This window comes from Cupriavidus sp. 30B13, assembly GCF_049059565.2.
GTDB lineage: Bacteria > Pseudomonadota > Gammaproteobacteria > Burkholderiales > Burkholderiaceae > Cupriavidus.
Map to the genome: position 1 here is coordinate 2,081,893 of NZ_CP188223.1, position 22,620 is coordinate 2,104,512.

The 22,620-nt window shown below is 68.9% G+C and carries 21 protein-coding genes; 15 read left to right on the forward strand and 6 right to left on the reverse strand.

The window, feature by feature from the left end:
• Positions 1 to 8 precede the first annotated feature (8 nt).
• The 3 genes from ACKI2N_RS09540 (at position 9) to ACKI2N_RS09550 (ending at position 4,384) form a co-directional block, all read left to right on the forward strand.
• On the forward strand, positions 9 to 1,541 hold the full coding sequence (locus ACKI2N_RS09540; RefSeq protein WP_426990806.1) for an efflux transporter outer membrane subunit: 1,533 nt from the start codon (positions 9 to 11) through the stop codon (positions 1,539 to 1,541).
• A 200-nt stretch (positions 1,542 to 1,741) separates the two neighbouring features.
• Positions 1,742 to 2,860: an alkene reductase gene (locus ACKI2N_RS09545; protein ID WP_420994190.1), complete on the forward strand. Its 1,119-nt coding sequence runs from the start codon at positions 1,742 to 1,744 to the stop codon at positions 2,858 to 2,860.
• 303 nt (positions 2,861 to 3,163) lie between these two features.
• Positions 3,164 to 4,384 (forward strand): MFS transporter, encoded by a 1,221-nt coding sequence (locus ACKI2N_RS09550; RefSeq protein ID WP_420994191.1) that lies wholly within the window; start codon positions 3,164 to 3,166, stop codon positions 4,382 to 4,384.
• Positions 4,385 to 4,418: 34 nt separating this feature from the next.
• On the opposite strand, the gene ACKI2N_RS09555 is transcribed toward ACKI2N_RS09550, so the two are convergent.
• The gene (locus tag ACKI2N_RS09555; RefSeq protein ID WP_420994192.1) at positions 4,419 to 5,288 is read right to left on the reverse strand and encodes an aldo/keto reductase; all 870 of its coding nucleotides are present in this window, start codon (positions 5,286 to 5,288) and stop codon (positions 4,419 to 4,421) included.
• Between the two features lie 116 nt (positions 5,289 to 5,404).
• Positions 5,405 to 5,626, reverse strand: coding sequence for a hypothetical protein (locus ACKI2N_RS09560; RefSeq protein WP_420994193.1), 222 nt, complete (start codon positions 5,624 to 5,626; stop codon positions 5,405 to 5,407).
• A 1,245-nt stretch (positions 5,627 to 6,871) separates the two neighbouring features.
• On the opposite strand from ACKI2N_RS09560, the gene ACKI2N_RS09565 reads away from it, so the two are divergent.
• From ACKI2N_RS09565 to ACKI2N_RS09580, 4 genes are all read left to right on the forward strand, one after another.
• On the forward strand, positions 6,872 to 7,594 hold the full coding sequence (locus ACKI2N_RS09565) for an IclR family transcriptional regulator (protein WP_426990809.1): 723 nt from the start codon (positions 6,872 to 6,874) through the stop codon (positions 7,592 to 7,594).
• 147 nt (positions 7,595 to 7,741) lie between these two features.
• The gene (locus ACKI2N_RS09570) at positions 7,742 to 8,635 is read left to right on the forward strand and encodes a TauD/TfdA dioxygenase family protein (protein ID WP_420994195.1); all 894 of its coding nucleotides are present in this window, start codon (positions 7,742 to 7,744) and stop codon (positions 8,633 to 8,635) included.
• A 61-nt stretch (positions 8,636 to 8,696) separates the two neighbouring features.
• Positions 8,697 to 9,674, forward strand: coding sequence for a Bug family tripartite tricarboxylate transporter substrate binding protein (locus tag ACKI2N_RS09575; RefSeq protein WP_420994196.1), 978 nt, complete (start codon positions 8,697 to 8,699; stop codon positions 9,672 to 9,674).
• Positions 9,675 to 9,801: 127 nt separating this feature from the next.
• Positions 9,802 to 10,734: a 3-hydroxyacyl-CoA dehydrogenase gene (locus ACKI2N_RS09580; protein ID WP_420994197.1), complete on the forward strand. Its 933-nt coding sequence runs from the start codon at positions 9,802 to 9,804 to the stop codon at positions 10,732 to 10,734.
• A 317-nt stretch (positions 10,735 to 11,051) separates the two neighbouring features.
• Here ACKI2N_RS09580 and ACKI2N_RS09585 read toward each other — a convergent pair whose 3' ends face one another.
• Positions 11,052 to 13,172, reverse strand: coding sequence for a TonB-dependent receptor family protein (locus ACKI2N_RS09585; protein WP_420994319.1), 2,121 nt, complete (start codon positions 13,170 to 13,172; stop codon positions 11,052 to 11,054).
• Positions 13,173 to 13,447: 275 nt separating this feature from the next.
• Between ACKI2N_RS09585 and paaA the strand changes: the two genes are divergently transcribed.
• The 8 genes from paaA (at position 13,448) to ACKI2N_RS09625 (ending at position 19,376) form a co-directional block, all read left to right on the forward strand.
• On the forward strand, positions 13,448 to 14,452 hold the full coding sequence (paaA, locus tag ACKI2N_RS09590; protein WP_420994198.1) for a 1,2-phenylacetyl-CoA epoxidase subunit PaaA: 1,005 nt from the start codon (positions 13,448 to 13,450) through the stop codon (positions 14,450 to 14,452).
• A 35-nt stretch (positions 14,453 to 14,487) separates the two neighbouring features.
• Complete coding sequence (paaB, locus tag ACKI2N_RS09595; RefSeq protein ID WP_420994199.1) at positions 14,488 to 14,772, forward strand: 1,2-phenylacetyl-CoA epoxidase subunit PaaB; 285 nt, start codon at positions 14,488 to 14,490, stop codon at positions 14,770 to 14,772.
• Positions 14,773 to 14,780: 8 nt separating this feature from the next.
• Positions 14,781 to 15,617 carry a 1,2-phenylacetyl-CoA epoxidase subunit PaaC gene (gene paaC, locus ACKI2N_RS09600; protein WP_420994200.1) on the forward strand — a complete coding sequence of 279 codons (837 nt, stop codon included), beginning with the start codon at positions 14,781 to 14,783 and terminating at the stop codon, positions 15,615 to 15,617.
• A gap of 6 nt (positions 15,618 to 15,623) precedes the next feature.
• Positions 15,624 to 16,169: a 1,2-phenylacetyl-CoA epoxidase subunit PaaD gene (gene paaD, locus ACKI2N_RS09605; protein ID WP_420994201.1), complete on the forward strand. Its 546-nt coding sequence runs from the start codon at positions 15,624 to 15,626 to the stop codon at positions 16,167 to 16,169.
• Positions 16,170 to 16,183: 14 nt separating this feature from the next.
• Complete coding sequence (gene paaE, locus ACKI2N_RS09610) at positions 16,184 to 17,272, forward strand: 1,2-phenylacetyl-CoA epoxidase subunit PaaE (RefSeq protein WP_420994202.1); 1,089 nt, start codon at positions 16,184 to 16,186, stop codon at positions 17,270 to 17,272.
• A gap of 246 nt (positions 17,273 to 17,518) precedes the next feature.
• Complete coding sequence (locus ACKI2N_RS09615) at positions 17,519 to 17,941, forward strand: VOC family protein (RefSeq protein WP_420994203.1); 423 nt, start codon at positions 17,519 to 17,521, stop codon at positions 17,939 to 17,941.
• A 192-nt stretch (positions 17,942 to 18,133) separates the two neighbouring features.
• A complete protein-coding gene (locus ACKI2N_RS09620; protein WP_420994204.1) occupies positions 18,134 to 18,844 on the forward strand; it encodes an SDR family NAD(P)-dependent oxidoreductase in 711 nt (236 codons plus the stop codon).
• A 304-nt stretch (positions 18,845 to 19,148) separates the two neighbouring features.
• On the forward strand, positions 19,149 to 19,376 hold the full coding sequence (locus ACKI2N_RS09625) for a DUF2188 domain-containing protein (RefSeq protein ID WP_420994205.1): 228 nt from the start codon (positions 19,149 to 19,151) through the stop codon (positions 19,374 to 19,376).
• Positions 19,377 to 19,423: 47 nt separating this feature from the next.
• Here ACKI2N_RS09625 and ACKI2N_RS09630 read toward each other — a convergent pair whose 3' ends face one another.
• From ACKI2N_RS09630 to ACKI2N_RS09640, 3 genes are all read right to left on the reverse strand, one after another.
• Complete coding sequence (locus ACKI2N_RS09630; RefSeq protein ID WP_420994320.1) at positions 19,424 to 20,611, reverse strand: extracellular catalytic domain type 1 short-chain-length polyhydroxyalkanoate depolymerase; 1,188 nt, start codon at positions 20,609 to 20,611, stop codon at positions 19,424 to 19,426.
• Between the two features lie 39 nt (positions 20,612 to 20,650).
• Positions 20,651 to 21,082: a CopG family transcriptional regulator gene (locus tag ACKI2N_RS09635; protein ID WP_420994206.1), complete on the reverse strand. Its 432-nt coding sequence runs from the start codon at positions 21,080 to 21,082 to the stop codon at positions 20,651 to 20,653.
• Between the two features lie 86 nt (positions 21,083 to 21,168).
• Positions 21,169 to 22,605 (reverse strand): efflux transporter outer membrane subunit, encoded by a 1,437-nt coding sequence (locus tag ACKI2N_RS09640; protein ID WP_420994207.1) that lies wholly within the window; start codon positions 22,603 to 22,605, stop codon positions 21,169 to 21,171.
• Between the last annotated feature and the right edge of the window lie 15 nt (positions 22,606 to 22,620).

A 22,620-nucleotide genomic window follows, 5' to 3' on the forward strand; every position in this document is an offset into this window, starting at 1 on the left:
GAGCCATCATGCAACGCTATCTCAATCCACGGAATCTCGGCCTTTCGGCCCTGCTGGCGTCCTTGCTGGCGGTGGCGGGCTGCTCGCTGGCGCCGGTGTACCAGGTGCCGGACGCGGCGGTGCCCGCCGCCTTCAAGGAAGCCGCCGGCGCGGACGGCGCGCCGCCGGCGGTGTCGGCGGACGGTGCCTGGAAGACCGCCGCGCCGTCGGACCAGCTCGCGCGCGGCGAATGGTGGACGGTCTTCGAAGACGCCGCGCTCGACGCGCTGGAGCGCCAGGCCATCGACGCCAACCAGAACCTCAAGGCGGCGCTGGCGCGCGTCAAGGAAGCGCGCGCGCTCCGCCAGAGCGCGCGCGCCGCGCTGTTCCCCGACCTCAACGCCGGTTTCGGGCCGACGCGGGAGCGGGTGTCGCCGGCCTCGCAAGGCTTGCCCGCGGCGGCGGACGTGCCGGCGCAGACGCTGTGGCGGGCGCAGGCCACGGCGTCGTACGAGGTGGACCTGTTCGGCCGCGTCTCGGACTCGGTCGCCGCCGCCACGGCCGAGGCCGCGCAGAGCGAGGCGCTGATGCGCGGCGTGCTGCTCGCCCTGCAGGCCGACGTGGCGCAGAACTACTTCAACCTGCGCGAGCTCGACGCCGAGCAGGCACTGTTCGCGCGCACGGTGCGCCTGCGCGAAGACGCGCTCAGGCTGGTGCAGAGCCGCTTCGACGCGGGCGCGATCAGCGAGCTGGACATCGCCCGGGCCAAGGCCGAGCTGGCCACCGCGCGCTCGGACGCGATGACGGTGGCGCGCCAGCGCGCCGCCGCCGAGCACAGCCTCGCGGTGCTGCTCGGCCAGACGCCCGCGCAGTTTGCCGTGGCGCCGAGCCCGCTCGCGCCGGTGGCCGTCCGCATCCCGGCCGGGCTGCCTTCCGCGCTGCTGGAGCGCCGGCCCGACATTGCCGCGGCGGAACGCGCCATGGCGGCCGCCAACGCGCGCGTGGGCGTGGCCCGCGCCGCGTTCTTCCCGTCGCTGAGCCTGACGGGCGCGGGCGGTTTCGAGTCGGCCACGCTGGGTGACCTGTTCAAGTGGTCCAGCCGCGCGTTCCTGCTCGGGCCGCTGGCGGGCACCGCGCTGACCGTGCCGCTGTTCGACGGCGGCCGGCGCGCCGGCAACCTGGCCGGCGCGCGGGCCGCCTACGAGGAGGACGTGGCGAACTACCGCCAGCAGGTCCTGCAGGCCTTCCGCGAGGTCGAGGACGCGCTTTCCGACCTGCGCATCCTGGCCTCGCAGACGCAGACCCAGGCCGACGCGGTGTCGGCATCGGGGCGCGCGGCGCAGCTCTCGCGCACGCAATACACCGAGGGCGCCGTGAACTACCTGGATGTCATCGACGCGGAGCGCACGGTGCTGCAGGCGCAGCGCGCGGCCACGCAGCTGGCGGGACTGCAGGCGGTGGCGACGGTGAACCTGATCCGCTCGCTCGGCGGCGGCTGGGGGCCAGGCCAGCCAGGGCAGGGCGCCTCTGCCGCGGCAGTGGAGGAGGTGGCGGCGCGGTAACACCATGGCGCGCCGGGCCGCAGCCAGGCGCATTGCGGACGCCGGAGTCCGAAGTGATCGGAGCCCCCGACCGTTTTTCTTCGGAGGCCGAACGTATAGATTGGGAACCAGCTCCCAGGCAAACAAATCTCGCCGCTTCCGGGCAGCGAACGATCCAGGCATTCATCGTGAATCAACCCATCTCTTCAGCAGAGGAAATCATGTCCAAGCTCTTCTCCAGCATCGAAGTCGGTCCCTACCAGATCTCGCACCGCGTCGTGCTCGCGCCGCTGACCCGCATGCGTGCGGAAGAGGGCGCGATCCCCGGCCCGCTGATGGCCGAGTACTACGCCCAGCGCACTTCGGCGGGCGCGCTGCTGATCGGTGAAGCGACCATCGCGGCACCCGACGGCAACGGCTACCTGGGCGCGCCCGGCCTGTACGAAGACAGCCAGATCGCCGGCTGGCGCCTGGTGACCGACGCCGTGCACTCCAAGGGCGGCAAGATCTTCCTGCAGCTCTACCACGCCGGGCGCCAGTCGAACGCCGAACTGCAGCCGGGCGGCGGGCGCCCGGTGGGCCCGTCCGAAGTGCCGCATGGCGGCGTGGCCTACACCAAGGCGGGCTGGATTCCCAACACGCCCAACCGCGCGCTGGAGACCGGAGAGATCGCCGGGCTGGTGGAGAGCTTCCGCACCGCGGCCGCGCGCGGCGTGGCGGCCGGCTTCGACGGCGTGGAACTGCATGCCGCCAACGGCTACATCTTCGACCAGTTCCTGCAGGACGGCAGCAACAAGCGCACCGATGCGTACGGCGGCTCGTTCGAGAACCGCGCGCGCTTCCTGCTGGAAGCCACGCGCGCCGTGATCTCGGTGTGGGGCAGCAACAAGGTCGCGGTGCGCCTGGGCCCGAGCGGCTCGTGGGGCGACATGTCGGACAGCGACCCGGTGGGCCTGTTTACCTACGTGGCGGCGGAACTCGCCAAGCTCGACCTGGCCTACATCCACCTGATCGAGCCGCGCGTGCTGGGCAACGTCGATGACGAAAGCAAGGACCAGAACCCGGTCGCGGCGCAGACCATCCGCAAGCACTACAAGGGCACCATCATCGCCGCGGGCGGCTTCAAGGGCCACTCGGCGGAGGCCATCATCGCCGCCGGCGACGCGGACCTGGTCGCCTTCGGCCGCGATTTCATCGCCAACCCGGACCTGCCGGAACGCCTGCGCCGCAACCTGCCGCTCAATCCGTATGACCGTCCGACCTTCTTCGGCGGCACGGAAATCGGTTATACCGACTACCCGTTCTACGGCGAAGCGGCACAGGAAGCCCGCGCGGCCTGAGCGCGCGGTAACGCGCCGGCAAGGCGGGGCCGCAGCGGATTTCCCGTGCTTGTCTTCTCTCCCGCAGGCGGGCAGGGGAGGCAACCGGCTCGGGCCCCGCCTGGCCAATCACACCGCCCGTCGGGCGGTTTTTTGTTTCCGCTTTCTGTGCCCGCGTCCTGTGCCCGCCTCCTGTTCCCGCCTCGATTTCAACCGCGTGCCCATTGTCGGGCGAGGCTGATCAATGTGTTCGGCCCGTGCCAGCATATCCGCGCCCATTCTTTTCGTAGAGTGAGCCGCACCACGGATCACAAGGAAGCAGACGTGCACCAATCCCACCATTGCATGGCCCGGCGCGCGCCCGGCCCGGGAGCCGGTTTCTGGGTCGCGGCCGCGGTGGTGGCGCACACCCTGTGGACCAGCGCCGCGCCGTCCATGACCTATCCGCTCTACGCCAGCGCGTGGGGACTGACGCCGACGCAGACCACCGGCATCTTCGCGGTCTACCCGATCGTGGTGGTGGCGGTGCTGGTCGTGCTGGGAGACCTCTCGGACTATGCCGGCCGCCGCGCCACCATGTTGTTGGGGCTGTCGGCTTCGCTGGCCGGCACCCTGCTGTTCGCCGCGGCGCCGGGCGTGATGTGGCTCTATGCCGGGCGTGCCTTCATGGGCATCGGCGTGGGCCTGTCCGCCGGCCCCGCCACGGCGGCGATGTTCGAGTTCGCGGCCGAATCGCGCGGGGCGCAGGCGGCGCGCTTTGCCGGCGCGCTGAACACGTCGGCGCAGGCCAGCGGGCTGGCGGCGGCAGTGCTGGTCGGCGGCGGGTTGATCCAGTACGCGCCGGCGCCGATGCACCTGAACTTCTGGGTGCTTGCTGCCGTGCTGGCGCTGATCGCGGTCTTTGCATGGCGGCTGCCGCGCCGGCAGGCGCAGCGGCCGTATCGGGACTGGCGCTTCAGGCCGGTGTTGATTCCCGCTGCATTGCGCCCCGCCTTCCTCGTTTCGATGACCGCGGTCACCACCGCGTATGCGATCGGGCCGATGATGTTGTCGGTCGGCGCGCAGATCGTGCGCGATCTGGTCGGCTCCGCCAATGTGTTCGTCAACGGCATGGCGATCGGCCTGTTCGCCTTCGTGTGGGGCGTGACGGGGCTGCTGATCCGGGGCATCGCCCATGGCAAGGCGATGCGGCTGGGCGCGGTGGCCACGCTCGCGGCCATGGCCGCGCTGGTGCTGGCGGCGTCGCTGCATTCGCTGCCGTGGTTCGTGGCCGTGGTGGTGGCGTCCGGGATGGGCTACAGCCTGCTGTTTACCGGCGGGATCGGATCGATCAACAGCCACGCGCTGCCGGCGCAGCGCGGCGGCGTGCTGTCGGCGCTGTATCTGGTCGGCTACCTGGTGCAGGGCGCGCTGGCGCTCGGGCTCGGCGTGCTGGCGACCGCCTTCGGCCTGAGAACCGCGGTCGAGGCCGGTGCCGGCGCCGTGGCGCTGCTGGCGCTGGCCTCGCTGCTGCTGGCATTGAAGATGCCTGCCGCCCGCGCATGACGCGCAGGCGGCAGGCTAGCGCGCCAGGCGCGCTTCAGCGCGCGCGCGTGGCTTGATCGAGTGCCTGGAAGTCCGTGTCGGGAAGCACCAGCGCGGCTGCCGCGGCGTTTTCCTCGAGGTGGGCGACGTTCGACGTGCCCGGAATCGGCAGCATCGCCGGGCTCTTGCGCAGCAGCCAGGCCAGCGCCACCTGTCCCGGCGTGGCGCCGAGCTTGCGCGCGATCTCGTCGAGCACCGAACCCTTGCGGGCCAGCGCGCCCGCCGCCAGCGGATACCAGGGAATGAAGCCGATGCCGTTGTCGGTGCAGTAGTCCAGCACGGCTTCGCTCGACCGGTCGCCGAGGTTATAGCGGTTCTGCACGGTTGCCACGTCGAAGTATTCCGAGGCCGCCTCGATGTCGTCCACGGAGACTTCGCTCAGGCCCGCGTGCCGCACGAGCCCGCTGTCGAGCAGGAACTGGATCGCGCCGAACTGCTCGTCGCGCGGCACCTTCGGGTCGATGCGGTGAAGCTGCCACAGCGCGATCTGCTCTACGCCGAGCAGTTGCAGGCTCTGGTGCGCCTGCTGGATCAGGTATTCGGGCCGCCCCAGCGGGGTCCACTGATCGGGGCCGGTGCGCGCCAGTCCGGCCTTGGTCGCGATGACGAGATCGCTGGCGTAGGGCAGCAGCGCCTCGCGGATGATGGTCTCGGACACGCGGGGTCCGTACGAATCTGCGGTATCGATGAAATTCACGCCCAGCGCGGGCAGGCGGCGCAGCGTGCGGATCGCCTCGGCGCGGTCGCGCGGCTCGCCCCAGATGCCGTCGCCGGTGATGCGCATGGCGCCGAAGCCGAGCCGGTTGACCGGCAGGTCGCCGCCGATCAGAAAGGCGGGGGAGGCGGGTTGGCCAGTTGCGTTCATTGCTGTTCCTGTGTGAAACGTTGGCTCGGGAAAGCCCGGCGCCCCGCGCGGCGCCTTCGGCGGATGACCGAAGGCGGATGCGGGGCGGCCGGGTGCCGGAATGCGCAAGAAGGGAATCAGGCCCGCGCGTCCATCGCGGGATGCTCGCCCGGAACGGCCGAACGCTCCGGCGGGGCCGATGGCCCGGACTTGTCCATGCCGGCCGTGGTCAGCGCGGCGGGCTGCCTGCCGCGCGACGCATCGGCGGCGCCGTAGACTTCGGACGAAATGTGGCAAACGACGGCGCCGGCCAGTGCCAGGGCGCCGAGAAGGATTGCGGAGAAATGCCGTACGGCCATGAGGAATTCCTGATCGAATAGGGTAGGAGCGGATTAGCGGAGGTGCCACGTCGCGGCACGCGTGCCGGGCAGGATCGCGGGTGACGAAGCGCTGGCGGAAAACTCGATGGGTGCATCGTAGGCGCTGGCGACGCCCGAATAAATTGCGGGGGCCGAACAGTCATGTTCCTTGCCGCGAACAATGGAGGAGGGCGTGCCGCTTCGGCCGGCGATGGCGCGTGGCAAGGCCGTGCATGCGCTGATTGACACACTCGCCTATCACTTCGCGCAGGCTGCCGAAGCGGATGAGCGGCACCCTGAAGTCCCACCGGAGCGGCTGTCCGAGCCAGTGCCTCCGGTGGGTCCTCCGGTGGGTCCTCCGTTGGGTCCTTTACGCGCGCCGGCACCACCAGAATCCTGCGGTCGCGCCGAGCGGCCCGAATCGCCGGGAGCGTTTCCCGGCTTGCGCCTGGCGCCGGAACTGGAATGCGATCCCCGGCTGCTGTCCCCGCTCGCGGATGACCCGGATTCCCCGGTGCTGGAATTAGATCCCGTAGTGCCATTGGTTCCGGTTCCACCGGAATTGCCCTGAGCCATCGCTGCGGCACTAAAGCACAGCACCACTACCGACGCGCACACCGTTTCCGAAATCCACATTGCTGTCTCCTGATCTCTCTGCCGTATCGAACGCGGGCAAGTTCCATACCGGCGGCGCCGGGAACGACCGGGCGGCGCGCGGGCGCGGACGACCCGGGTGTCCGGGGCAATGCGGCATGCCGCGCATGGCTGGCCGTGCCAAGGCGAGCGTGTGCGCTTTACCTTTCCTTGTAATCGACACCGTCACTGCGGTCGTAAAAAACGCCTGCCGGAGGCAGGCGTTTCAAGGAGAGAGGTGCTGGACTTGCTGGCTTGTTTGCCGGTCAGCCAGGTGCGGGTTTCAGGCTTGCCTGGATTGCTCGCAGCGCCTTCTGCAGTGCCTGCCATAGTCTCCTTTTATTTAACATAACAATGATTATGCGGATAACAACGACACCGGCACACCAGCAACCCGGCTACCCCCAACGCCCCGCAGTGCGCCGACTCCGTATCATGAGCCTGGTACAACCCTCGGTTACGCCCGCGCGCCAAAGGCTCGTATCATGGGCAACACAGCAAAGAGGCCGATGCGGCCCGCCTAGTGCAGCCCCCACCATGCCTGAATCTCCGATCAAGACCTCGAAACGCGTCTTCGAAATCTTCGAGGCGTTCGAAAACGTGCAGCGGCCCATGGCGCTGAAGGACTTTACCCAGCGCTTCGGCTATCCGCCCTCGAGCGCGTCCGCGGTGCTCAAGAGCCTTGTGGCGCTCGGCTACCTGGACTACGACCGGTTCTCGCGCACCTACATGCCGACCATGCGCATCACCTCGCTTGGCAACTGGATCCAGCAAGCCATCTTCGGCCAGAACGAAGAAGTGCTGCGGCTGATGCAGCAGCTGTCGGATGAGTTCGGCGAATGCATCACGCTCAGCGCGCAGAGCGATCTTTACGTGCAGTACGTCTACCTGATCCCCTCGCGCCTGCCGATCTGGTACTCGGTCCCGATCGGCACGATTCGCCCGCTTGCCCGCTCCGGCAGCGGCTGGATCATGCTGGGCGCGCGCACCGATGCCGAGATCGACGAGCTGGTGCGCCGCATTAATTTCCACGAGCCCGATCCTTCGCGGAAAGTGAAGCTGGCCGAACTGATGGAGCATGTCGAGCAAGGCCGCCGCGACGGCTACCTGTTCAACAAACACACGCTTGAGCCGGGCGCCGGCGGCATTTGCATGGTGTTGCCCGAGCGGCGCTTCGGCCGGCTTTTCGCGCTGGCGGTTTCCGGTCCGGTCGAGCGCCTGGAGGCCACGCAGGAACGAATCCTGACCGCCATGCGCAAAGGCATCGCGGAACTGAGCACGACCGCCGTCCACGCGGAGGCCTGCCCGGAAGGGTCCGCGCAGACGGCTGGCTGATCGCCGTCTCCGCTCGTTTCACGTATGTGTAAATGCAGGCGGGAGGGGCGTTTCCCCCCTGCCGACCGAGGGTGCGGTGCTAGACTTTTTGCCACGTAACCGGAATGCCGCAACGGCGCCGAGTTTCATACAAAAAGGAGACATGGCATGCGCATCGAGCAGCTGCACGAAGACTTTGGGGCGGAAATCAGGGGTATCGGCCTGATCGACGCGGTATCGAATTCGGATGCCTTTGCCGAGGTACGCGCCGCCTTCGAGGAATATTCGCTGCTGGTCTGGCGCGACCAGCCCGTCAGCGACGATATCCAGGCCACCTTCTCGCGTGGCTTCGGTCCGCTCGAACTGGTCAAGGTGGGTTCGGTCGGGCATGGCACGTTCTACTCGCGGATGAACAACATCGGTCCCGACGGGGATGTCGTGCCGCTCAACGACATGGCCATGATCGTGGCGCGCGCCAACCAGCTATGGCACACCGACAGCTCGTTCAAGCGTCTTCCGGCCCTGGCTTCGGTGCTCTCGGCCCGCGTCATTCCCGAACAGGGCGGCGAGACCGAGTTCACCTCCACGCGCGCCGCCTGGGAACGCCTGGACGCCACGGAACAGTCCAGGCTGCGCGATGCCATCGCCATTCATAGCTACGCCACCTCGCGCGACAAGGTCGACCGCAACATGATGAGCCCGGAGGAACGCGCCGCCCTGCCCCCCGTGCGCCGCCGCCTGACATGGCGCAATCCGGTGAATGGCCGCTGCTCGCTGTACCTTGCCTCCCACGCCGGGGCCATCGAAGGCATGGCTGCGCGGGAGGGCGCCGAATTGCTGGAGAGCCTCATGGCGCGCGCCACCGAACCGGCCCATACGTACGTGCACGCCTGGCGTCCGGGCGACGTGATCATGTGGGACAACCGTGCCACGATGCACCGCGGCCGCCCCTGGGGTGGAAAGCAGCCCCGCTCGATCGTGCGCACGACCATCTCCGCCTGCGCTGCGGACGGGCTGGAAGACGTGCTGCCGGAATTGTGGCCACAGCGCGCAGTGGCCTGAAATCCGTCCGCGGCAAAGCACAACAGGCACGCTCGACAGAAGCGGCCAAGCAGGAGACAACATGAATTCGAAGCTCGCCCTCGCCGGCTGCCTGATCGGCGCCGTGCTCGGCACCGGGACCGCGCAGGCGGCCGGGCCGTATCCGGACAAGCCGGTCCGCATCGTCGTGCCCTACCCGGCCGGCGGCTCCACCGACATCCTGACGCGGCTGCTCGCGAAAGGCCTGAACAAGCGCTGGGGCCAGGCCGTGGTGGTCGACAACCGCGGCGGCGCGTCCGGCATCATCGGCACCGAGGTCGTGGCCCGCGCCGATCCGGACGGCTACACGCTGCTGATGAACGGCAACGGCCCGCATACGATCAACGTCAGCCTGTTCGACAAGCTGCCCTACGATCCGGTCAGGGATTTCGTGCCCATCGTGCGCGGCATGACGATCCCGCTGCTGATGGTGGCGCCGGCCAACGCGCCCTACAACGACGTCAAGTCGTTCATCGCCTGGGCCAAGGCGAACAAGAGCACCGCGAACTATTGCTCCATCGGCCCGGGATCGCCCTCGCACCTGGCCGGGGAACTGTTCAAGTCGATGGCCGGCCTGCCCCAGCTGACGCACGTGCCGTACAAGGGCAGCGGCCCGGCCATCATGGACACCATCGCAGGCACCTGCAATGTGATGTTCGACGCGGCGCTGTCGTCCGGGCCGCACGTCAAGAACCGCAAGCTCAAGCTGCTGGCGATCGGCACCGAGCAGCGCGACCCGTCCTGGCCCGACACGCCCACCGTTGCCGAAAGCGGCCTGCCCGGCTTCAGCGCCTACACCTGGAGCGCGCTGTTCGCCCCCGCCGGCACGCCGCCGGCCATCGTGAAGAAGATCCAGCAGGATGCCGACGCCGTGCTGCGCAGCCCCGAGCTCAAGGCCGCGCTGGTCGAGCAAGGCGCGCAGGCCGGCGGCGGCTCGTCCGAGGAACTGGCCAGGTTCGTCGACACCGAGATCGCCAAGTGGGGCAAGGTCATCAAGGACGGGCACATCACCATGAACTGACCCCCTCCTCTCTTCCCGCGGCCGGGCGGCGCCATCCGCCGCCCGGCCACGCCCGCGGAGGCCGGCTCGCAGCCTCGCCGTCAATCGTTCCCACGGGGAACATCGCAAAAGAACAGGACACTCGCTGATGGAAAAGATCGCAATCATTGGGGCCGGCCTGATCGGCCGCGCATGGGCATCGGTATTCGCCCGCGCCAACCATGTGGTTACGCTGTACGACGTCGACAAGGATGCGGTAGCCGCCGCGCGCGGCGCCATCCTGGCCGCCCTGGTCAAGCAGCACGAGCTGGGACTGCTCGGCGAAGCGCCGGAATCGGTGATCGAGCGGGTGCACGTCACCCAGTCGCTCGAAGAAGCCATGCGCGGCGCGGACTTCGTGCAGGAAAACGTGCGCGAGACCGTTGCCGCGAAGCAGGAGATCTACGCGCTGCTCGACCAGCTCGCGGGGCCCGGCACGCTCATCGCCAGTTCCACGTCCGGCATTCCGGCATCGAGCTTTACCGAGAACCTGGCCGGCCGCGCACGCTACTTCGTCGGCCATCCGATCAATCCGCCGTCCGTGGTGCCGCTCGTCGAGCTGGTGCCGGCGCCGTGGACCGACCCTGCCGTGATCGAGCGCGCCAGGGCGATCTATGCGCGCGCGGGCCAGGTGCCGATCATCGTCAACCGCGAGATCCAGGGTTTCATCGTCAACCGCCTGCAAGGCGCCCTGCTCGCCGAAGCATTCAGGCTGGTGGAAGACGGCTACGTGAGCAGCGGCGACATCGACAAGGCGGTCAAGGACGGACTCGGGCTGCGCTGGTCGTTCATGGGACCGATGGAAACCATCGACCTCAACGCGCCGGGCGGCCTGCGCGACTATTGCGGGCGCTATGGCCCGCTTTACCACGACATCGCCAGGCAGGCGACGCCGCGGCACTGGGACGATGCGCTGATCGGCAAGCTCGAGCAGGAGCGCCTTGCCGAACTGCCGGCCGACCAGCGCGCGGCGCGCCAGGCCTGGCGCGATCTGCGCCTCATGCAACTGGTCGCGCACAAGCGCGGCGCGCCAAGCGAATAGCCCGCCGTTGGGGCGCCAAGGTGACCTCTCCGGAAGGTCTTGCCGATCAGGCCCGACGCGGCCGGCCCCATGATGATCGAGCGGGACGGGAGCTCGGCAGGCGTGGCCGGGCGTGATCAAGGCCCGCAACCGGGCCATCCTCGGCCTGGAGTGAAGCGCGCAGGCACGGCGCCGGCCACGGGGCACGGGGCCATGCCGCTGGCGCGCCGAAACCTTGCGAGGGCAAGTTGGACGAGGCATCCGCCAGCCTCGCGCCGGACGGCGTGCCCCGCGGGCCGGGGCCCCTGCTTCCGCAGGCGCCCCCGCGCCGAGGTCTCTCAGAACCCCACGCGCGCCTGCACGTACACCATGCGCGGCGCGCCGACCATGCGGCCGGCGTTGCCGTCGACGTTGCGCGTGTAGAAGCGCTTGTCGAACAGGTTGTTCAGGCCGATGCTGATTTCGCTGTTCTTGCGTTGCGGCACCTTGAACATGGCCTGGATATTCCACAGGCGGAAGCCCGGGATGCGGCCCACGCTGGCGTCGGCGGACTCGGCCACGGTGTTGGCCAGGTCGGAGAACTGCGAGCTCTGGTGCGTGGTGGCGAGGTTGAAGGTCCAGTTGCCGAGCTCGTAGCGCGCGCCGATCGTGTCGGTATTGCGCGAGTAGAACGGCACGTCGAGCCCCGAGGTGGGACCCGATTTCTGGATCGCCCTGGTGTAGGTGTAGTTCGCGTACACGTTCAGGCCGGCCAGCGGGCCCTTGCGGTCGAAGGCGTAGTCGATGGCCAGTTCGACGCCGTCGTGGTGCGTGGCGCCGATGTTCTGGAAGGTGGCCGGCACGACGCCGGGCACCTGCAGGATCTGGTTGTCGAACTTCATCTTGAAGGCGGTCAGCTCGGCCTTGATGCGGCTGTCCTGCCAGCGCGTGCCGACTTCGAAGGTGCGCGCCACTTCCGGCTGCAGCGGGTTGCTGGCGGTCTGCGAGTTGAGCTGCAGGTTCTGCACCGGCCCGAACGACGTGCTGTAGTCGGTGAAGATCGTCCACGCGTGGTTGACCAGGTAGGACAGGTTCACCGACGGCAGCGGCTTGTTGTTGACCGTGTCGAACTGTTGCGTGGTGCCGCGCTGCTGGCGGCTCGAATCGATGTGCTCGAAGCGCAGGCCGGGCGTGAGGCGCCAGTTCCCGAACGCGATGCGGTCGTCGATGTACGCCGCGTGCGCGTCGGTCGCGTTGTCGAAGGTGGTGGTCGGGCCGTTGATGCCGGTGGCCAGGCTCTGGTTGAAGCTGTTGTCGTCGCCGCGCTCGCGGATGTAGCGATAGCCGACCGTCACGTCATGCGTGGTCGGGCCCAGCCCGATGCGCTGGGTGTAGCGCGGCTCCACGCCGAAGGTCTGGTAGTTGCGCGGCTGGTGCGCCAGCTGCGCGCCGCTGATCAGCGTGCTCTGGCGGTAGCTGTCGTTGTAGAAGGCGCGGATCTCGAATTCCTGCACATCCGACAAGGTGTTGATGTAGCCGATGTCGAACGCCGTGCGGTTGCCGCTCCAGTAGTCGGTCGGCCGCGTGTTCTGGAACGGGTTGGCGTTGTATTGCGCCACCGTCAGGCCGCCCGGCGTGCGCGACTTCACGTCGTAGTACGAGAACTTGCCGTACACCTCGGACGTGCCGCTGAGCGCGTAGCGGTACTTCAGCGCGAGGTCGTTGACGTTGTCGTCGCTGCCCGCGCGCCACTCGCGGCCCGTCATGCCGGAATACAGCAGCGCCAGGCCCAGGCCATTGTCGAGCTGCGTGCCGACGAAGGCGCTGTATTGCGTGTTCAGGCCCCCGCCCTGCGTGAAGATGTTCTCGCGCACCGATGCGTCGCCGCTCAGGCCGGGCGTGGTGGGAATCGGCCGCGTCGTGAAATTGATCACGCCGCCCACGTTCTGCGGGCCGTAGCGCACCGCGCCGCCGCTGCGCACCACGTCGATCGACTCGATGTTGGCCAGGCCGACCGGCACGAACGAGAGCTGCGGCTGGCCGTAGGGCGCCACCGCCATCGGAATGCCGTCGAGCAGCACCGTCGAGCGCGGCGTATAGCGGCCGGTCAGGCCGCGCACGCCGATGTTCAGCGAGATCGCGCTGCCCGCCGTGCCGGAATTGTCCGTCGCCTGGACGCCCGGGATGCGCCGCATGACGTCGCCGATGCTCGCCGCGCCGGATTCGTGGATCGACTCGGCCTCCACCACCGTGCGGGCGCCCGGGAAGGTCCGCACGCTGTTCTCCAGGCCGGTACCCAGCCAGTTGCCCGTGACCTGCACCGTATCGAGGGTCACGTCGGCCTTGCCGCCCTCGCCCTGGGCGCCGGCTTCCTGTGCCCGCAGCGCATCGGGCGCCCCCATCAAGGCCAGCGCTGCCGCCGCCGTCACGCAACGCGCGAAGCGCCGCGATGCCGCCTGCGCCACATTGTTTTCCACCATCATTACTACGCTCCCTTTCTTATTCCCGTACGTATCCCCGTACAAAACGGCCGTATTCTAAATGATAACTAGTTGCATTCCCCGACAAAAAATATTCGTCGCCAAAAAACAATCGATTTGCACACCGTTCTGTGCATCTGGCGCTACAGCGGATGCCGCGGGGCTCACCTTGGAGAGCTATTGGCTATTAAATTTTTTGGATCAATTTTCATAATTCATCGACCGATCGGTCGGTTTATAAATATACTCAGTCACTGGTCCCCAGGAAAATTCCCATGTACACCCAGTCCCTTGATCTCCCAGGCGGCCAGCAGCCGATCGCTGCGGCGAACGCCGAGGTTTCCCCCGAGCAGGCCCGCTTCGACGCGCTGATGCGCGCCGACGGCAAGATCGAGCCGCAGGACTGGATGCCCGACGCCTACCGCAAGACGCTGATCCGCCAGATCTCGCAGCACGCGCATTCCGAGATCATCGGCATGCAGCCCGAGGGCAACTGGATCAGCCGCGCGCCGAGCCTCAAGCGCAAGGCCATCCTGCTGGCCAAGGTGCAGGACGAAGGCGGCCACGGCATCTACCTGTACAGCGCGGCCGAGACCATGGGCGTGTCGCGCGATCAGCTGGTGGACGCGCTGCACGCGGGCAAGGCCAAGTACTCGAGCATCTTCAACTACCCCACGCCCACCTGGGCGGACGTCGGCGTGATCGGCTGGCTGGTCGACGGCGCGGCGATCATGAACCAGATCCCGCTGTGCCGCTGCACCTACGGCCCGTACGCGCGCGCCATGATCCGCATCTGCAAGGAAGAGTCGTTTCACCAGCGCCAGGGCTTCGACGCCCTGCTCTCGATGATGAAGGGCACGCAGGCCCAGCGCGACATGGTGCAGCAGGCGGTGGACCGCTGGTGGTGGCCGGTGCTGATGATGTTCGGGCCGAGCGACAAGGACTCGATCCACAGCGGGCAATCGTTCCGGTGGGGCATCAAGCGCATCTCCAACGACGACCTGCGCCAGAAATTCGTCGATGCCACCGTCGAGCAGGCCAAGGTCCTCGGCGTGACGCTGCCCGACCCCGACCTGAAATGGAACGAGGAACGCCAGGCGTACGACTACGGCGCCATCGACTGGGAAGAATTCTGGCGCGTCGTCAACGGCGACGGGCCCTGCAACAAGGAGCGCCTCGCCACCCGCGTGAAGGCGCACGAGGACGGCGCGTGGGTACGCGAGGCCGCGCTCGCCTACGCCGCCAAGCAACAGGCGCGCGCCCGCAGGCAGGCGGCCTGAGCGCGCCGGCATCCGAAACCGCACAGGAGACAGCAATGAGCAAGGAATGGCCGATCTGGGAAGTATTCGTGCGCAGCAAGCAGGGCCTGGACCACAAGCACTGCGGCAGCCTGCACGCGGCCGACGCGGCCACCGCGCTGCGCATGGCGCGCGACGTCTACACGCGCCGCCAGGAAGGCGTGAGCATCTGGGTGGTGCCGTCGGCCGCCATCACGGCATCCGACCCGGCCGACAAGGAAACGCTGTTCGAGCCGGCCGGCGACAAGATCTACCGCCACCCGACCTTCTTCGTGCTGCCCGCCGAAGTCGACCACATGTAAGGCGGGCCATGACCACGACCACGACCACGATGCCCCCCAAGAGCGCGGCTGCGTCCCCGCATCTGTCCTACGTGCTGCGGCTGGCCGACAACGCCCTGATCCTGGGCCAGCGCAACAGCGAATGGTGCGGCCAGGGCCCGGCGCTCGAGGAAGACATCGCGCTGGCGAACATGAGCCTGGACCTGATCGGCCAGGCCCGCCTGCTGTACTCGCACGCGGCGGCGCTCGAGGAAGCCGCCGGCGGCGCCCGCAAGACCGAAGACAGCTACGCCTACTTCCGCACCGAGCGCGAGTTCGCCAACTACACCCTCACCGAACTGCCGCATGCCGGCTCGCTGGCCGCCACCGCGCGCAGCGGGCGCGACTACGCGGTGACCATCACGCGCAATTTCCTGTACGCGGCGCTGATGCGCCACCTGTGGGCCGCCCTGCAGTCGTCGGCCGACCCGCAACTGGCGGCCATCGCCGCGAAGTCGCTGAAGGAGGCCCGCTATCACCTGCAGCACGCCGGCGAGTGGCTGGTGCGCTTCGGCGACGGCACCGGGGAGTCGCACCGCCGCGCGCAGGCCGCGCTCGATTACCTGATGCCGTACACCGCGGAATTCTTCGCGGCGGATGCCGTCGAGGCGGCCATCGCCGCCGCCGGCATCGGCCCGCTCACGGCGGATCTCCAGCCCGCGTGGCAGGAAGACGTGGCCGCGACGCTGGCCGAGGCCACCCTCGCGGCGCCGGCCCCGGCCAGGCACGTCACCACCGGCAAGCATGGCGAGCACTCCGAGCACATGGGTTACCTGCTGGCCGAGATGCAGTCGCTGGCCCGCCAGCACCCCGGCGCCACCTGGTAGGCCATCATGCACGCCACCGCCACGACCGAAGCGGACGCCACGCTGGAACAAGCCTGGGCCGTGCTGGAAACGGTGCCCGACCCCGAGATCCCCGTGGTCTCGCTGCGCGAGCTGGGCATCCTGCGCGAGGTGCGGCGCGGCGCCGACGGCGCGGTCGAAGTCGTCATCACGCCGACCTACTCGGGCTGCCCGGCCATGGCGCAGATCGCCGAGGACATCGGGCAGGCGCTGACCGCGGCGGGCATCGCGCCGCACCGCGTCGCCACCGTGCTGGCGCCCGCATGGACCACCGACTGGATCACCGGCGAGGCGCGCGAAAAGCTGCGCCGCTACGGCATCGCGCCGCCGCCGGGCAACTGCGCCAGCCCGTCCGCGCCAGGCGAAGCCACCATCCGCTTCGTGCCGCGCGCGGCCGCCGGCGCCACGCCGGCCTGCCCGCAATGCGGCTCCGCGCACACCGAGCGGCTCGCGCAGTTCGGCTCCACCGCGTGCAAGGCCCTGTACCGCTGCCTCGATTGCCGCGAGCCGTTCGACTACTTCAAACCGTACTGACCCGGACCGACACCATGGCGACTCCGCAATTCCATCCGCTGCGTATCCGCGAGGTAAGGCCCGAAACCGCCGACGCCGTCACGGTCTCGTTCGAGGTGCCCGACGACCTGCGCGAGGCGTACCGCTTCACGCAAGGCCAGTTCGTCACGCTCAAGACGCACCTCGACGGCGAGGAAACGCGCCGTTCGTACTCGATCTGCGTCGGCGTCACCGACTACGACCGCGACGGCGAGCTGCGCATCGGCATCAAGCGCGTGCGCGGCGGGCGCTTCTCGAACTTCGCGTTCGACACGCTGCGCCCCGGCCACGAGATCGAGGTCATGACCCCCGACGGCCGCTTCTTCACGCACCTGAACGCCGACCTGTCGCGTTCTTACGTCGCCTTCTCCGGCGGCTCCGGCATCACACCCGTGCTGGCCATCATCAAGACCACGCTCGAGACCGAGCCGACCAGCCGCTTCACCCTGGTCTACGGCAACCGCAGCGTCGACGCCATCATGTTCGCCGAGGAGCTCGAAGACCTGAAGAACCGCTTCATGAGCCGGTTCTCGCTGTACCACGTGCTGTCCGACGACCTGCAGGAAGTCGAGCTGTTCAACGGCGTACTGGACCAGGACAAATGCCGCGACTTCCTGCAGACGCTCATGCCGGCCGCGGAGATCGACGAAGCCTTCATCTGCGGCCCGGCGCCGATGATGGATGCCGCCGAAGCCGCCTTGAAAGCCGCCGGCGTGGCGCCCGAGAAGGTGCACGTGGAGCGCTTCGGCACGCCGCTGCCGCAGGCGGGCGTGCCGCCGGTGGAGATCACCGACGACATGCCGGCCGCCGATCTCGAACTCATCATCGACGGCAACAAGCGCAGGCTGCGGCTGCCGTACCAGGGCATCAGCGTGCTCGACGTCGGCCTCAAGGCCGGCCTGGCGCTGCCCTATGCCTGCAAGGGCGGCGTGTGCTGTACCTGCCGCGCCAAGGTCCTCGAAGGCGAAGTGAAGATGGAAAAGAACTACACGCTCGAGCAGCATGAGATCGACGATGGCTTCGTCCTCACCTGCCAATGCCACCCGGTGTCCGGCCGGGTCGTCGTAAGCTACGACGAACGGTAACCGGATCGCCGCACCTGCAAAAAGGCCCCCCGCAACGACCGACGCCGTGTTCACCAGGTACCCCGTGCGCCTCGCGCGCCAGGTGCTGGCCGCAGCCGGTTTGAAGACCGGGCGGGTGCCGGACCTGCGCCACGCGAACGCCTGCGGCCCGGCCGGCGGCCACGGCAGCTTGACGCCACGGGGCCGGCGCTACAGGATGCACGGGTGTCCCGCACGGGGACCCGACCATCCCGGAGAGGCAAGACCATGAACGATGAACCCCTGACCGCCGGCGTCGACCATGTCGGCTTGAGCGTGCCGCATCTTGCGCGCACCCGCGATTTCTTCATCCAGTGCCTGGGCTGGAAGCAGGTCGGCGAGAAGCCGGACTACCCGGCGGCATTCGTCTCGGACGGCAAGCTGCTGGTGACGCTGTGGCAGGTCGCCGATACGTCGGCCTACACCGGCTTCGACCGCAAGACCAACGTCGGCCTGCACCACCTTGCGCTGCGCGTGGCCACCGAAGACAAGCTCGACGAAGTCTTCGGGCGCGTGTCGAAATGGCCGGGGGTGGTCGTGGAGTTTCCGCCCGAGCAACTGGGCGCCGGTCCAAAGCGGCACACAATGATCCGCGAGCCGGGCGGCGTGCGCATCGAGTTCGACTTCGATCCGCGGCTCGCGGCCGGGTAGCCGCCGCGCGGGCGGCCCGGCAGCCCCATGGCCATGGACGGAAACGATATCGACCGCTTCATTTGTTCTCGCTGCGCAAGACTGTTTGTCCACCATGTGTGTACGCAGGACGCGCCGGATTGCCTAGATTTAGGCCCATCGGTGGCCGCCGTTCCCGGCGGTGACAACCGAGCCAACCTTCGCGAGACCATCATGAGCAATCAACAGAAAGTCGCCGTCGTCACCGGCGCATCCCAGGGCATCGGCGCAGAAGTCGTCAAGGCATTCCGCGCGCGCGGCTACCGCGTCGTGGCCACGGCGCGCTCCATCCGGCCGTCCGGCGACGACGGCGTCCTCGCGGTCGCCGGCGACATCGGCGATCCGGCCACCGCGCAGCGCGTCATCGACCAAGGCGTGGCGCGCTTCGGCCGCATCGACACGCTGGTCAACAACGCCGGCATCTTCATCGCCAAGCCGTTCACCAGCTACACCGCCGAGGACTACGCGGCGGTCATCAACGTCAACCTCAACGGCTTCTTCCACGTCACCCAGCGCGCCATCGCCGAGATGCAGAAAGTCTCCGGCGGCCACATCGTGAACATCACCACGAGCCTGGTCGACCATGCCGTCAGCGGCGTGCCTTCGGTGCTGGCCTCGCTGACCAAGGGCGGGCTGAACTCGGCCACCAAGTCGCTCGCGATCGAATATGCGAAGACCGGCATCCGCGTCAACGCCGTGTCCCCCGGCATCATCAAGACGCCGATGCACGCGGAGGAAACGCACGCCGCGCTGGCCAGCCTGCACCCGGTGGGCCGGATGGGCGAGGTGCGCGACATCGTGGACGCGATCCTCTACCTGGAAGCGGCGAATTTCGTCACCGGGGAGATCCTCCACGTCGACGGCGGCCAGAGCGCCGGCCACTGACCGCACCGGGCAAGCGCGCAAAGAAGCGCGCAAAGAAGCCCACCAGCAAGCGCGCCGCGCGGCCACGCCCTTCGGCGGGCCTGGCGGCGCGCCGCCGCGGAAGCGGCGCCCGGGCCGCAAGCAAGCCAGGGGCTTCAACATCTATACTCCACCCCAGGATCTGCCAACGGCCGGCCATGCCCCAGCCTGGATCCTCGTCCTGTCCCCGATGGAGCACCCGATTGATACCCCGGATACGCCACTTGCGCGCGCACACCCGTGGCCGCGCCCTGCCGCGCCGCGCCGGCCCCTGCGGTAGCCCGGCATGAGCACGCCCGCCAACTCGAACGTGCATGTGGTGCTGAGCGCCGACGGACACTGGACCGTCGCCGTGGAAGGCGTGGGGCGGGTGACCAGTTGCGTGTCGCGCGAGGCCGCCATCGAAACCGCCACGGCGCTGGCGCTTGAAAACCGCGTGGTGCTCTACGTCCACCAGCGCGACGGCCAGTTCGACTGGTGGAAGGATTTCGGCGACGGCGCCGCGCCGCCCTGACCCGCCTGACCCGCCCTGACCTGCCCCGTCCTTGGCCGGGCGCCGCGTCACTGGCGCAGCGGATGCGCGAGAAAGAAGCGGACCATCTCGGCGCTGGCATCCGGCCCGCTCGCGTCGGTAAACGATCCTTGCGGACTGCCGCCCGCCCAGGCGTGCGGCGCGCCGTGAATCAGCCAGTACTCCGCCTCCACGCCCTGCGGCGAAACCAGTTGCCGGCGCGTGAAGCCGCGCCCGCCTTGTCCTGCGCTGGCGGCCTGCCGCTGGCTGTCGCCGGCCGGGCCGCCCTCGAACTCCTGCAGCAGGCGAGCGCCGTTGGCCATGTGGACGGTCGTGTCGGCGTCGCCCTGGAACACGATCAGCGGCCGCAATGTGCCCGGGACCCCGGGCGCGCCGTCGCGCCGGGGCGCCGCCCGCCCCTTTGCCATCAGCTTCCCGGCCAGCTTGCCGCCGTTCATCGCCGCCAGCGCCGAGGGCAGGTCGTGAGCGCTGCCGTAAGGCAGGCCCGAGTGAATCCCCGCGGCGGCATACAAGTCCGGATAGGTGCGGATCATCACCGCGGCCATGGCGCCGCCGGCGGACAGGCCGGCGACGTACACGCGCGCCGGATCGACATGGTGCTCGGCCATGATCTGCCGCGTGATGCCCGCGATCAATGCGGGCTCGCCCAGTTCGCGCTGCTGGTCGCCCGGCTTGAACCAGTTCCAGCAGCGCGAGGCGTTGGCCGTCATCGGCTGCACGGGATAGGCCACCAGGAAGCCATGCTGCTCGGCCAGCGCGTTCATGCGGGTGCCGGCCGCGAAGTCGTCGGCGTCCTGCGTGCATCCGTGCAGCATCACGACCAGCGCGGGCGGCTCGCCCGCGCTGCCGCTGCGGTTGCCGGGCACATAGAGCTTGTAGCCGCGCTGGCCGGCCTGGCTGGCGTAGCTTCCAGCGCGGAATTGCCCGCCCTCCCGGACGTCCGCCGGCCGCGCGGGCGGCGGTTCCCGCCGCGGCTGGGCCGGCGGCGCCTCCCACGCCTTGCCGGCGGGCGGCACGCTGCCCGGCACCTCGGCCCCGTGAGGCAACAGCGCCTGGACCACCTGCGCGGGCCGGACTACGCCGGCGGCGGCGCCCTGGCCGGCGGCATCGCCGCGCAGCGCGCGCTGTATCACTTCGGTGGCCTGCAGCGGGTCGGCGTTCTGCAGCAATTGCATGGCTTCCTGCATGGAAGCCATGAACGCTTCGTTCATTTTCATCATGGTGTCCTTGGGATGGGCGATCAGCCGCCGCGTGGCTTAACTGATTCGCCCGGCCAGCGCTGCCTTGACCGCGGCGGAGGCATGGAAAGCGCCCAGCACCACGACCGACTGGATCGTGGCCAGAGCGAGCTCGGGTGTGATATCGGCGGCAAGGCTGGCAAGGCCCAGCACATGGATGTCGAGGCGCTGACCGGCCGCTTGCGCGGCCTCCAGGTCCCGGCGCGAGAAATGCTGCAGGCCGAGGACCAGTGCGCGGCGCGTCACGGTCTCGCTCACCGCCTGCGCGTGCGTGGCCAGTTGATTGCGGATCGCCGTGCGGATCAGGTCGGTGCGGTTCGAGTAAAAGCCTTCTTCGACCAGCAGGTCGATCTGGCCCAGGTCCACCGGGCCGAGATTGATCGTGATCTTCTCGGTTTCGCCGCCTTTGGGGCGAAGCGGCAGTATTTGTGCTTCTTCATTCTCTTTCATTATGCTCAACCATCCGAATACCATCCAGTGAGATGGTTATAGGCTGGTTTGCATCCGAAAGCAAGCGCCGATCGCGCCAGCGGGGGTCAGCCCGCCGGCCGCCAGCCCAGCCCGAGCGACTTCTGCAGCGAGACGAAGTCCTCCACCAGGCTGGCGTCGCCCGAGATGCGGTCCTGCTGGGCCAGCACGCGGGTGCGCTCGGCGTCGAGCCATTCGAGCATGGTGGCGGTGCCGGCGCGGTAGCGCTGGCGCGTGAGGTCGGCGGCGCGTTCGGCCGAGGCTTCGCGCCGGCGCAGCACCACCACGTTCTCGCGCTGGTGGCCATAGCGCGACAGCGCCACGTCGGCATCGCGCAGTGCCTTGAGCACGGTGCTTTCGTAGTTGGCCCGGGCTTCGTCGCGCCCGGCCTCGGCGCCCGCCACGCCGGCCGCCACGCGGCCGAAGTCGAGGATGTTCCATTGCAGGCGCGGCAGCGTCAGCCAGGTGGCGTTTTCCTTGCGCGCCAGGTGGCCCGGATCGGCCGCGCTGAAGCCGAGCGAGCCCAGCAGCGAGAGCTTGGGAAACCAGTCGGCCGTGTGCACGCCGATCTGGGCGTTCTGCGATGCCAGCCGGCGCTCGGCGGCGCGGATGTCGGGCCGCGCCTTGAGCAGCGCGGCGGGGTCGCCCACCGCCACGGTCGCGGGAATCGCCGGCATCGCCCTGGCATCCTGCAACTGCGCGTCGAGCGCGCCGGGCTCGCGCCCGCTGAGCACCGCGAGTTCGTCGAACAGCTCGGTGATCTTGGCCTGCACCGGCGCCATGTCGGAGCGCGTGCCGTCGAGCTGCGTGCTCAGGCGCTCCACTTCGAGCTGCGAGGCCACGCCCCGGCTGCGGCGCTGCTCGGTCAGGTCCAGCATGTCGGCTTCCAGCTTCTCCGAGTCGCGCAGGTGGTCCAGCCGCGATTGCTGCTCGCGCAGGCTGACGTAGGCCTGCGCCACCTCGGCGGCGAGCTGGACGTGCGCGTCGGCCAGGTCGGCCTGCGCGGCATCGGCCTCCGCCGAGGCTGCCTCGACGGCGCGGCGCGTGCCGCCGAACACGTCGATTTCCCAGCTGGCGTCGAAGCTGGCCAGATAGAGCGAAAGCGGCCCGCGCCCGCCTCCGGCATCGCCGCCGGTAAGCGCGGCCAGGTCGGGCGAGCGCGTGCGCAGCATGGCCGCGTCGGCGCTGACCGTGGGCAGCTCGCCGGCCTGCTTGCCGCGCAGCCCGGCGCGGGCCTGCCTGACGCGCGCCTGCGCGGCGCGGATGTCAGGGCTGTTGGCCAGCGCCTGTTCGATCAGCGTGTCGAGCTGGGCGTCGCCGAGCGCGTGCCACCAGTCGGCGGCCAGCGGCGCCTGCGCGTCCACGCCGGCGGGCGCGTGCGCAAAGCCGGCGCGGGTGGCGACACCGCCCACCTCGGGCGCGCCGCGGTAGTCGGGGCCGACGGTGCAGCCGGCCAGGGCGAGCGCGGCGGCCAGGGCCGCCAGCGCGGGTTGAAAGCGGGACATCGGCGGAAACATCAT